The 12,102-nt window shown below is 51.5% G+C and carries 8 protein-coding genes, 1 other RNA gene and 1 riboswitch; of the genes, 4 read left to right on the forward strand and 5 right to left on the reverse strand.

What is annotated here, in order from left to right; all coding sequences use genetic code 11:
- The first annotated feature begins 168 nt into the window (after positions 1 to 168).
- Positions 169 to 566, forward strand: a transfer-messenger RNA (tmRNA) gene (gene ssrA / locus HC229_RS10270).
- Between the two features lie 151 nt (positions 567 to 717).
- Positions 718 to 3,198, forward strand: a complete 2,481-nt coding sequence (locus tag HC229_RS10275; protein ID WP_191020399.1) for a DUF4982 domain-containing protein — start codon at positions 718 to 720, stop codon at positions 3,196 to 3,198.
- A 46-nt stretch (positions 3,199 to 3,244) separates the two neighbouring features.
- Here HC229_RS10275 and katG read toward each other — a convergent pair whose 3' ends face one another.
- From katG to HC229_RS10290, 3 genes are all read right to left on the reverse strand, one after another.
- Positions 3,245 to 5,509 carry a catalase/peroxidase HPI gene (gene katG / locus HC229_RS10280; protein ID WP_191020400.1) on the reverse strand — a complete coding sequence of 755 codons (2,265 nt, stop codon included), beginning with the start codon at positions 5,507 to 5,509 and terminating at the stop codon, positions 3,245 to 3,247.
- A gap of 167 nt (positions 5,510 to 5,676) precedes the next feature.
- On the reverse strand, positions 5,677 to 6,846 hold the full coding sequence (locus tag HC229_RS10285; protein WP_191020401.1) for a zinc-dependent alcohol dehydrogenase: 1,170 nt from the start codon (positions 6,844 to 6,846) through the stop codon (positions 5,677 to 5,679).
- An 81-nt stretch (positions 6,847 to 6,927) separates the two neighbouring features.
- Positions 6,928 to 8,400: an amino acid permease gene (locus HC229_RS10290; protein WP_191020402.1), complete on the reverse strand. Its 1,473-nt coding sequence runs from the start codon at positions 8,398 to 8,400 to the stop codon at positions 6,928 to 6,930.
- A gap of 340 nt (positions 8,401 to 8,740) precedes the next feature.
- Positions 8,741 to 8,927, forward strand: a riboswitch (cobalamin riboswitch).
- A gap of 113 nt (positions 8,928 to 9,040) precedes the next feature.
- On the opposite strand from HC229_RS10290, the gene HC229_RS10295 reads away from it, so the two are divergent.
- Together HC229_RS10295 and HC229_RS10300 are read left to right on the forward strand one after the other, a co-directional pair.
- A complete protein-coding gene (locus HC229_RS10295) occupies positions 9,041 to 10,342 on the forward strand; it encodes a DUF5074 domain-containing protein (RefSeq protein WP_191020403.1) in 1,302 nt (433 codons plus the stop codon).
- On the forward strand, positions 10,342 to 11,310 hold the full coding sequence (locus tag HC229_RS10300) for a T9SS type A sorting domain-containing protein (protein WP_191020404.1): 969 nt from the start codon (positions 10,342 to 10,344) through the stop codon (positions 11,308 to 11,310). The genes HC229_RS10295 and HC229_RS10300 overlap by 1 nt, the downstream gene beginning before the upstream one ends.
- Before the next feature lie 3 nt (positions 11,311 to 11,313).
- Here HC229_RS10300 and HC229_RS10305 read toward each other — a convergent pair whose 3' ends face one another.
- A complete protein-coding gene (locus HC229_RS10305; RefSeq protein WP_191020405.1) occupies positions 11,314 to 11,781 on the reverse strand; it encodes a hypothetical protein in 468 nt (155 codons plus the stop codon).
- A gap of 116 nt (positions 11,782 to 11,897) precedes the next feature.
- Positions 11,898 to 12,074, reverse strand: coding sequence for a hypothetical protein (locus HC229_RS10310; protein ID WP_191020406.1), 177 nt, complete (start codon positions 12,072 to 12,074; stop codon positions 11,898 to 11,900).
- Between the last annotated feature and the right edge of the window lie 28 nt (positions 12,075 to 12,102).

Raw genomic sequence — 12,102 nt, forward strand, 5'->3', positions numbered from 1 at the left:
GGGGCGGCCGCAGGCCGCCCCGAACCTAAAAGATACAGCGGAAAGCCCGACGGCGGCGACGACCTGCTAATCTAACAGTAATTTTGAGCCGCCGGCACGCCCAATTGTTAATTATTATTTATTAGTTCTCAATAATCCCGCTGTTTGCTTAAATTTGCACCCACAATTGGGGTCGACTGGTTTTGACAGCAAGGCCAATTGATCGGTAAGCACGTCGTGAAGGCAGCAATTCACGTTAATCCCGAGCTGCAACACTTTTACACGGCGAGAATAACTACGCTTTGGCTGCTTAATCTGAATAAAGTAAGATTAATCCACGTCCCTACAAGGTAGGGAGGCTGAATTCTCCTGGAAAGCCCTGGTTTGTGGCGTTCCGTCAAGGAGAACCGTAAAAATAAACCTAGAGGATCTTTCGCTCCGCGGGATTCTCGAAACTTAAGGAGCTAAGTGTTTCGTGGCTGTTTCCTGGCCAAGCGCAACATCGAAAATCCAATCGGGAAATAAGCGTGTAGAAAGCCCGTTGATTGCTTGTTTGGACCCGGGTTCGATTCCCGGCGATTCCACTAAAAGGCGGAAGAGACAAATGTTTCTTCCGCTTTTTGTTTTCTAATCTTGTCCATCCGCTCCTAAAACTGGTAGGCTGTGAGGTTTTCTCAATCGCGTATTGTCTAATTTGCCTGCGTTCCTACAAATTGATGTTCAAAATCCCTGATTTAGATGATACACGCTACGTTGAAGAAGTTGCACGATATTAAATTCGGATGTTGCCTGGCTGTCGCGGCTTTGTTGACCTCGGCTTGTTCCGGATTGAAAAATGAATCGGTTTCTCCGAGACAGACAACCGTACTTGCCGAAGACTGGAAGTTCGCGCGGGAGGCGCCGAACGACTTTTATGCTCCCAATTTCGACGATTCCGGCTGGCAATCGGTCTCGGTTCCCCACGATTGGGCCATTACCGGGCCATTCGACAAAAAATGGGATTTGCAAACCGTTGCCATCGAACAAAACGGGGAAAAAGCAGCGAGTGAAAAAACAGGGAGAACAGGATCATTGCCTCACATCGGATCCGGTTGGTATCGCAAGGAGTTTTCGCTTCCTGAATTCGCTGAGGGAAAAAAGGCGTTGCTTCTCTTTGAAGGCGCCATGAGTGAGCCGCAAGTCTATCTCAACGGTAAGAAAATAGGGGAGTGGGGCTACGGTTACGGTTATTTTTATCTCGATATTTCCAAAGATATCGTCATAGGAGGGACAAATACGCTGGCCGTCAAATTGACAAACCAACCGTTCTCGTCGCGGTGGTATCCCGGAGCAGGACTTTATCGGAACGTAAGTGTCGTCGTGAAAAATGCTGAAAGTTTTGAGCAATGGGGCACGTTCATCACCACGCCTTCGATTACCGAAACTTCCGCGACGGTCAATGTCAAAGCAAGGGTGAGCGGCGTGAATACCAGGATGATTACCACAATCAAAGACGCAGACGGCACTATCGTTTCCGAAAGCATAAGCGATTCTAAGACGAACGGCCAGCACGAGCAGGACATCGCGGTTTCGAATCCCCGACTTTGGAGTCCGGAAACGCCTTATCTCTATACCGCGATAACCCAACTTTACGTTGGAGATGAACTCAAGGATCAGGAATCGACAAGGTTCGGCATACGCGAAATTAAATTCGAGCCGCACAAAGGCTTCAGCCTCAACGGCAAGATCACGAAATTCAAAGGCGTTTGCCTGCACCACGATCTCGGGCCGTTGGGAGCCGCGGTCAACAAATCCGCTTTGCGTCGCCAGTTGACGATTCTAAAAGACATGGGATGCAACGCGATCCGGAGTTCGCACAACATGCCATCGTTGGAGCAGCTCGAACTCGCCGATGAGATGGGTTTCATGTTCCTCGCTGAGAGTTTCGACGAATGGGCTAAGCCGAAGGTCGAAAACGGTTACCATCGCTTCTTTGCAGAATATGCCGAAAAAGACATCGTCAACCTGGTGCGTGCCACGCGAAACCATCCAAGCATCGTCATGTGGAGTTCGGGAAATGAAGTTCCGGATCAATACGGTGCCGATGGACTGAAGCACGCAAAATTCTTACAAGATGTGTTTCACCGCGAAGATCCGACGCGCCCCGTCACTGTCGGGATGGACCAGGTCAAGCAGACGATGGAGTCGGGATTCGGGTCGCTCTTGGACGTTCCCGGTTTGAACTACCGCGTACATTTGTACGAAGAAGCATACAAAAAATTTCCTCAGGGATTTATCCTGGGATCGGAAACGGCTTCTACGGTAAGCTCTCGCGGCATTTACAAGTTCCCGGTTGTACAAGCCAAGGAAAAGCAATACGACGATTTTCAAAGTTCTTCATACGATCTCGAAGCTTGCAGTTGGTCGAACGTTCCCGATGAAGATTTCGTGCTCCAGGACGACAAGCCCTGGGTAATCGGGGAATTCGTCTGGACGGGATTCGATTATTTGGGCGAGCCGACGCCTTATGACGAAAAATGGCCATCGCGCAGTTCGTATTTTGGGATTTCCGACCTTGCTGGCCTTCCGAAAGATCGCTTTTACCTTTACCGAAGCCGATGGAACACGTCCGATGAAACGCTTCACATCCTGCCGCACTGGAACTGGGAAGGGCGCGAAGGCCAAACCACGCCGGTTTTCGTCTACACGAATTACGACAGTGCCGAACTTTTCGTAAACGGAAAAAGTATGGGCGTCCAAAAAAAGCACGACGCTACGCCCCAAAACCGTTACCGCCTGATGTGGATGGACGTCAAATACGAACCGGGAATCGTAAAAGTGGTTGCGTTTGACAAGTCCGGAAAGGCCGTAGCCGAAAAAGAAATCAAGACTTCCGGCAAACCGAACCGCATCGTGCTTGATCCGGACGTTAGAACCATTCGGGCCAACGGAGAAGATTTGTCGTTTGTGACGGTGTCTGTCGTGGATGAAAAAGGCGTTCCTTGTCCAACGGCGACGAACCAGCTACAATTCAATGTCTCAGGCCAGGGAACGTTCAAAGCCGCTTGTAACGGCGATGCTACTTCGCTTGAAGTATTCCACGAAAAAACGATGAAATTGTTCAGCGGAAAACTTGTCGTGTTGGTTCAGTCCACAAAAAACGCAGGTGAGATTACCCTTGAGGTTTCAGGGGCCGGGCTTCAAACCGGGCGCGTCAACCTGGCATCCGAAACGCGATAATTAAATACCTAAATAAGAAAGGCACCTCGATGGGTGCCTTTTTTGTTTATCTGATGTCGAAACGGTCGGCGTTCATGACCTTGGCCCAAGCCAGCGCAAAATCGTCGGCGAATTTTTGACCGGCATCCGAACTGGCGTAGACTTCTGCGATCGCCCGTAGCTCGGAATTCGATCCAAAGACGAGATCAGCCCTCGTGGCAGTCCATCTTGACTGTCCTGATGAACGGTCGCGGCCTTCGTAAAGTTCCTTGTCCGAAGAAACCGCCTTCCACTGCGTGCGCATATCCAAAAGGTTCACGAAAAAATCGTTTGTCAACTGCCCGGGACGATCGGTAAAAATACCGTGTTCAGATGCGTCGTAATTGGCGTCGAGGGCGCGCATTCCGCCAATCAAAACGGTCAGTTCCGGTGCGGTCAATGTCAGCAGGTGCGCTTTATCGATGAGCAACGCCTCGGTCGACACCTCGACTCCGGATTTCCTGTAATTTCGGAAGCCGTCGGCAGCCGGCTCGAGAAACTGGAACGATTCCACATCGGTCTGTTCCTGTGAGGCATCCATTCGACCAGCCGTGAACGCAACTGAAATCTTGTATCCGGCATCTGACGCCGCCTTTTCCACTGCGGCATTTCCGCCAAGGACAATTAAATCGGCAAGCGAAACTTTTTTGCCGTTTTGCGAACCATTGAAGTCCTGTTGTATGCGTTCAAGCTGCGATAGCACTTTCTGCAAACGCTCCGGATTGTTGACCTTCCAATCCTTCTGAGGAGCGAGTCGTATGCGGGCGCCATTTGCACCGCCACGCTTGTCCGATCCACGAAATGTCGAGGCCGAAGCCCAGGCCGTCGTCACCAAATCTGAAACGCCCAGGCCAGATTCGAGGATCGTATTTTTTAACTTGCGGACATCATCCGCATCGATGATAACGTGGTTCGCCAACGGTATCGGATCCTGCCAAAGCAATTCTTCCTGAGGAATCTCAGGACCGAGATAACGCGAACGCGGACCCATGTCGCGATGGGTAAGTTTGAACCACGCACGGGCGAAAGCTGCTGCGAATTGGTCTGGATTTTCGAGAAAGCGACGCGAAATTTTTTCGTAATCCGGATCCATCCGAAGCGAAAGGTCGGTCGTGAGCATCGTCGGAAGGTGTTTTTTGTTCGCGTCGAACGCGTCCGGGATGATTGCTTCGGCATTTTTGGCAACCCATTGGTGAGCGCCGCCCGGGCTCTTTGTCAGTTCCCATTCAAACCCGAACAGAATTTCGAAAAAATCGTTGCTCCACCGTGTCGGCGTCTTGGTCCAGGTCACTTCAAGTCCGCTCGTTATGGTATCCGGGCCTTTTCCCGAGCGAAAATTGTTGTTCCATCCGAATCCCTGCAATTCCATATCTTCCGCCTCGGGTTCTTTTCCGACATGGTCCGACGAAGCCGCTCCGTGGGTTTTTCCGAACGTGTGCCCGCCGGCTATGAGTGCGACGGTCTCTTCGTCGTCCATCGCCATGCGCCCGAAGGTATCGCGAATGTCCTGCGCTGCCTTGACAGGATCGGGATTGCCGTCCGGACCTTCGGGATTTACGTAAATCAGGCCCATGTGTGCCGCGGCAAGCGGTTTTTCGAGGTCGCGTGAATGGGTTTTTCCGTCGGCGTCTTCATCTGAGGACAACACGCCTCGTTCGGGAACGCCTTTTACGCCACGACTATAACGTTCATCGTTGCCGAGCCAGGTCGTTTCCGATCCCCAATAAACGGATTCGTCGGCTTCCCAAACGTCCGCCCGTCCGCCCGCAAACCCGAACGTCTTGAAACCCATCGACTCAAGGGCCACGTTTCCGGCGAGGATCAGGAGGTCCGCCCACGAAATTTTACTGCCGTATTTTTGTTTGATCGGCCACAATAAACGCCTCGCCTTATCGAGACTTACATTGTCCGGCCAGCTATTCAGGGGCGCGAAACGCTGCAATCCCGCTCCGCCGCCGCCTCGTCCGTCGCCCACGCGATAGGTTCCGGCGCTGTGCCAGGCCATGCGTACGAAAAGGCCACCGTAATGACCGAAGTCGGCGGGCCACCAATCCTGGGAATCGGTCATCAGGTTAGTCAAATCGTTCTTTAAACCTTCATAATCGAGGCTGTTGAAAGCCGTCGCATAATCGAAAGCAGGTCCCATCGGATCTGATGCTTCCGAATTCTGCCTCAGGATGTTCAATTTCAGATGGTTCGGCCACCAATCGTGGTTTTTTGTACCGCCACCGCCTACGTTCTGCCGGTTGCTGTGGAACGGGCATTTGCTGATGTCGTTCGATTCGTTTTCCATATTAAATCGGATTTGTGGTTAAAAACTCCTTTGCTGGATTCTAAATTTAGGAGGTTTCATCCGAAAATCACAATCTTAAGATTCTATATCGAAATAGGCGCTCGCAATGTGCCAAAAAAAAACGACGTCTAAATAGAACGTCGCTTGTTTCATGTATTTATGAGTTGTCAACTCCAGGGATCGAGTACTACCTTCGTACAATTGTCCGTGCGTTTTTTGAAAATATCGTAACCGTGCGCAATTTCTGAAAGCGGAAGGCGGTGGGAAATGATGTCGTCGAGCTGCACGCGTCCTTCTAAGACGTATTGCATCAGTTCGTCAATATATTTCTGAGCCGGCGCCTGCCCGCCTTTGAGGATGATTCCTTTGTCGAAAAACTGGCCCACGGGGAAATTGTCATATGTCGCCGGATATACGCCGAGTACGGAAACCGTTCCGCCGCGACGCACCGCGCTCATACACGCCTCGAGCACTTTTACAGAGCCTTTTTCAAAGTTGATGACGGCTTTGGCACGATCGATCAGGTCGCGTTCGGGTTCGAATCCTACTGCGTCGACCACGACATCGGCTCCACGGCCATTTGTCATCGAGCGGATTTGTTCCACGACATCTTTCGGGCCGTCCGTCCATTGGATGGTCTCGGCTTGCGTCGTACGCCTGGCGGTCTCTAGGCGATATTCCAACGTATCCACTACAATTACACGTTTGGCCCCGCGCAGCCAGGCCGATTTCGCTGCCATCAATCCGACGGGTCCGGATCCGAAAATCGCGACCGTTTCGCCTCCGCTTACATTTCCCCAGTCGATGCCGGTGTAGCCCGTCGGGAAGATGTCGGTAAGGAAGAGCGCCTGCTCGTCGGTTAGGCTGTCTGGGACGACACGGGGCCCGAAGTTCGCATACGGAACCCGGACGTATTGCGCCTGTCCGCCGTCATAGCCTCCGTAAAGATCGGTATATCCGAAAAGAGCGCCACCTTTTTCGGTCAGGATGCCGCCTTCCGGCCCGTAATTGTCTGGATTGCTATGCTCGCAATGACCGGGCAGTTCGTGATTGCAGAAATAACAACTTCCGCACGCGATCGGAAACGGTACCACGACGCGGTCGCCGACTTTTAATTTGGTCACGCCTTTCCCGACTTCTTCGACGATCCCCATGAATTCGTGCCCAAGCACCATCGGTCGCGGTTGGGGAAATCCTCCAGAATAAATGTGAAGATCGGATCCGCAAATGGCGGTCGAGGTGACTTTCAGGATAATATCATCCTGCTCTTTGAGTTGAGGGTCGTCTACGGTATCGTACGATATGGAACCCGGCGCGTGAATTACTGCTGCTTTCATAAGTTTTGTATTTGTTGATCCCTAAGTTCGGACGAACATCAAACTAACGCGTTGCAGCATTTGTGTCAGAATGTGATACGATTATCGGGAAGCCTCGTCCTGGGAATCTTGATACGAAGTTTGCTTGCCTAATTTGCTGTTCTTTTTTCCGTAAAGGAAATAGATCGCAAAACCGATGGCCAACCAGACGAAGAGACGCAGCCATGTGTCCAGCGGAAGCGAGAACATCATCACGAGGCAGGTCAGGATTCCCAAAATCGGGACGAGCGGCACCCAAGGCGTCCTGAACGGTCGCTCGACATTGGGTTGTGTCTTGCGCAAGATCAGGATGCCGAGGCAAACCATCACAAAAGCCAAAAGGGTTCCGATGCTCGTCATTTCGCCCACGACGCTTATCGGGATGAATCCCGCAAATAAGCTGATGAACACGCAAAGCACGAGATTGGATTTGGACGGCGTCTGGAATTTAGGGTGAAGCCTCGAGAAAACCTGCGGCAACAAGCCGTCTTTGCTCATGGCGTAAAACACGCGGGATTGCCCCAAAAGATCTACGAGTATCACCGAAGTGTATCCGATAAGGATCGCCAGGATCACGGCGGTGGCCAACCAAGTGTAAGGCGTTTTGGCAATCGCGATCGCCACCGGGGCCGCACTGTCCTTGAATTCGGTGTAATTGGCAAGCCCGGTCATCACGTATCCGAAAAGGATGAACAAAACCGTACAAACCGCCAGCGACCCTAAAATCCCGATTGGCATGTTGCGCTGCGGATTCTTGGTTTCCTGGGCCATCGTCGCCACGATATCGAATCCGATGAAGACGAAGAAAACCACGCCGGCTCCCCTCAAGACGCCGCTCCAGCCGAATTCTCCGAAAGTTCCCGTGTTTTGCGGCATATACGGTTGATAATTCGCGGGATCGATATATTGCCATCCCAGGCCGATGAAGACCAACACCACGCCAACTTTGAGGGCCACGACGATCACATTGAAAAACGCGGAACTCTTGGTGCCCTTGATGATGACCGATGTAATCAGCGCAATGATCAACACCGCCGGAAGGTTAACGATCCCGTTTACGACCGATCCGTTCGCCATTACGACGGATTCGAACGGAGAGTGGACGATTTGGGGCGGAAGGTGAATGCCGAAGCCATCGAGGAATTTCACGAGATATTGCGACCAACTGATCCCGACGGTCGCAGCCCCGACGGAGTATTCGAGCACCAGATCCCAACCGATGATCCAGGCGAAAAGTTCGCCCAACGTAGCGTATGCGTAGGTGTAGGCGCTACCGGAAACGGGCACCATCGAGGCAAATTCGGCATAACAAAGTGCGCTGAAGGCACAACCGACGGCTGCAATGATGAATGACAACGTTACGGCCGGCCCGGCATTTTCTGCGGCGGCGATTCCGGTTAGCGAGAAGAGACCGGCCCCGATTATCACACCAACTCCGATAGCAATCAGATTTACAGGGCCAAGCGTGCGTTTAAGGGTATTGCTGCCGGTTTGGGCAGCTTCGGCTTTGAGAGCGTCTAGGGATTTTTTTAGCATGGAAGCAGTATTTTCGGAAAACAAAAAAGCCTTTCGTGAACGGAAAGGCGCTATACAATCAGGATTCGATAGTTTTTACAGTGCCAATACGGTATCGGTTTGCATACAAGTGCAACAAGCGTTCGATTTGGTGTGATGGCGATGGATAAACATGCGGCAAAGCTAGTGACTAATTCGCAAAAATGGCACGCAAGCCGCGGAAAGTGACGATAACGATTTCGAAAAATGAGTCGGCTTGTTGGTGTTTTCCTAAGAATGCGTTTCGCGCCATTCTCGGCGGGAACGTATGAATTTTTGGGACGCGTTTGATATTGGCGCGTTTTTTATTTGCGGAAAATAGTATCTTCGCGCCGCCAAAGGTTGCTGCACGAGTGCACGCATTAAAAGGGAATTTGGTGCAATACCAAAGCTGTTCCCGCAACTGTAAGCTATAAAGACCGTCGTTATTTCGCGCCACTGTTCTCACCGAATGGGAAGGCCAACGGCGGGACGCGAGCCAGGAGACCTGCCTTTACGCACAATCGATCGAAATCCTCGGGTAAAGGATTGGTTCGTATGCCCGGTCTTCTCGGACGTTCCGAAAGCCATGGCGATGCGTTTCCTTCTGAACCCGTTTTTATAAACGTCAAAATTTTTCAGAATGAACAACAACTACTTTTTCAAGGGCGTACTGATTCTTTCCGCACTTATCTTTCAAAATTTCACGGCCATTTCCCAAACATTCGAGAACGGTGTTTTTGTGCTCAACGAAGGCGGGGCAGGCAGCACGAATGCATCGGTATCGTTTATTCCGGATGGCGCGGCCGTGGTCAATGACATTTATTCGACTATCAATCCGAACCAAGGCCCACTTGGGGATACAGCCCAAAGCATGACCTTTGCCGGTAACAATGCGTATATCATTCTTAACATATCCAATACGATCAAGATCGTGAACCGCTATACCTTCGAGTATGTGGCGACGGTCAGCACCGGTCTCGAAAATCCTCGCTACATGGCCGTTGTCGGAAACAAAGCGTATGTAACCAATTGGGGCAGCGGAGGCGATCCTGACGACGACTACATCGCTGTCCTGAACGTCGAAACCAACGCGATAGAAGCGACAATCGAACTGGCGGAAGGCGTCGAACGCATCTTCAACATCAACGATATGCTTTACGTGCTCCACCAAGGCGGCTATAGCTTTGGCAAAACGGTGTCGGTGGTAAATCCGGTAACGCAAACCCTTGTCAATACGATAGAGGTGGGCGACGTTCCCAATTCGGCTTATGTGGAACAAGGATTTCTCTATGTGCTTTGCGGCGGGAAGCCGTCGTGGTCCGGAAGTGCGACACCCGGAGGCATGTACAGGATCGATCTTTCGAATAATCAGGTCGTGGAAAGTCACATCATGACCGGAATGAGTCCGGCGAATTTGCAGAGCTCCGGCAACGGAATGATCTATTTTACGTCAGATTTCGATGTGTACAGCGCGTCTTTGTCCACGCTGGGCGCCAATCCGCAACTCCTTTTTTCGACGGGCGACCAAGGCGTTTACGGCATTTACGGCATGAACCTTATAAACGATAAGTTGTACGTGGGCGATGCTGCGGGTTATATCGCACCGGGATCGGTTTTGGTGTACGACCTGTCCGGAAACGTACTCGGCACGCATGCGGTAGGATGGTTGCCGAACTCTTTCTACAAAGCGGAGCCCCAAATGGCGGTTCCGGACACCCAGATTTCTGCTATCGGCTTGTATCCGAATCCGGCCACGAGACACTTTTATTTATCGAATGTTTCCGATGCAAAGGTTTGCCTCTATGATTTTGCGGGCCGCCTCATCAAATTCCAGGACTACACGGCTTCCGGGATCAGCGTCAGCGATTTGCCGCGCGGCCTCTACGTCGTCCAGATTGCAAGCGATAACCAGTTGTCCACACAAAAACTGATCGTCAAATAATGAGGGCGACAGCTTTGGCGCTACTTATCTGTTCGGGAATCGGGCACGCACAATCGTATGCGCCGGCGGAAGGTCTTCCCGGGTCGACCGCCATTTCCCGGCAAAGCCCGTCGTTCACAGCATGGGCTTCCGGCATCGAGGTCACGAGAGGTTACGTCAATGCTTCAGATCCGGACCAAAGCGCTTCAGGAAGTAATCTCGTCACAGCCGGGCAACCCGAACATGCGATTGGTTTCCCAGACGGTAACACGGTAAGTCTTGGCGACGGCGGATTTGCGGTTTGCACGTTCGAGTCGCCTATCGCCGACGGAAGCGGCTATGATTTCGCCGTTTTCGAGAACGGTTCGACGGCTTATCTCGAGTTGGCGTTTGTTGAAGCAAGTTCGGACGGCGTGCATTTTTTTCGCTTCCCGAATCACAGCGAAACGCAAACGGCGACGCAATTGGGGACGTTCGGGACGCCGGTTGCGGGATTCTTGAACAACCTCGCCGGAAAATACGGTGCGCTGTACGGAACGCCTTTCGATCTTTCCGAACTTCCCGATGACGATTTGCTCGACAAGCATTCCGTTACCCATATCAAGGTAATCGACGTCATCGGATCGGTCGACCCTCAATTCGGGCAGGCGGACAGCTTCGGCAATCTCGTCAACGATTCGTTTCCCACGCCTTTTAATTCAGGCGGCTTCGATTTGCAGGCGGTAGGCGTTATCCATAGCCAATTGGGTTTGAATGAACCGGATTTGGATTCCGCCCGGTTGTACCCGAATCCCACCACGGGAATGTCCACGGTGGAAATTCACGGTGCTTTCGAGCTTGAAGTCGCCGACGCATCCGGGAAAGTAATTGCGCGCAAAAAAAGCGAAAACTTCGATCAAATCGATGCTTCGGCTTTTGCCGACGGGATGTATCTCGTCAGGATCCGTCAGGAAAATGCCGAAAAGATCATAAAATTGATAAAAATGTAAGGGCTAGAAACGCCCTTCGTCCTTGATAAGCTTGATCAACGACTGTAAATTTTCGTACTTTTCCTTGAACGCCACGGTGGTTTTGATCTGTCCCAAAGTGAATTCGACGATTTCCTGGCCTTCGAGTTTTTTCTCGAGTTCGGGCGTGATCAGGATGTTGGCGGAAACGTTGGGGCGACCCGGAGCTGACGCGGCATATTCGACCGGAATGTTGTCGTAAATGATGTTTTCGCCATTCGACAATCGAATGCGGACGCCTTTCCCACTAACCGAATTGAGGGTTGAGGTTTTGAGTACAAGGTGTTTGTCCTGTTCGGAATTGGATTTGTAAGTCGAGATAGCGATGGCGCTTCCGGGCTTGGTAAGGGCCATTTCGTAGTCGATTTGATTGACGGGATCGCGTTTTTCAGAAGTTTGGGCGAGCGCGGCCGTTCCGAGGAAAAGAAGGCTCAAAAGGAGAAGTTTTTTCATTGAAAAGGATATTGGTTAGGTAGTTATAACAACCGGAGCGAAATTTTATTGCTCATTCCAACGCGCCGGTTTCGAATTCCAGTTTCCGACCATTTATTTTTTCACTGCTCAAATTGCTATTCCACTTCAGTATGGTCGGTGATCTCAAGGTCCATTCCCATCGAGATCCTTAGCTTCGGAAAAACGGGCGAGATTGTTTTGATAGGTCCGAATAGTCCGCCTGACGGTAGATATGGTCCGGTTGCTATCGGATACTGATCGGCCGGAATCTTCGAACCAGAAATACGAATCATTGTTTGCGGCGGCTTTTGCGGTCGCTTT

The organism is Flavobacterium selenitireducens, from assembly GCF_014748335.1.
Taxonomy (GTDB): Bacteria; Bacteroidota; Bacteroidia; order Flavobacteriales; family Flavobacteriaceae; genus Flavobacterium; species Flavobacterium selenitireducens.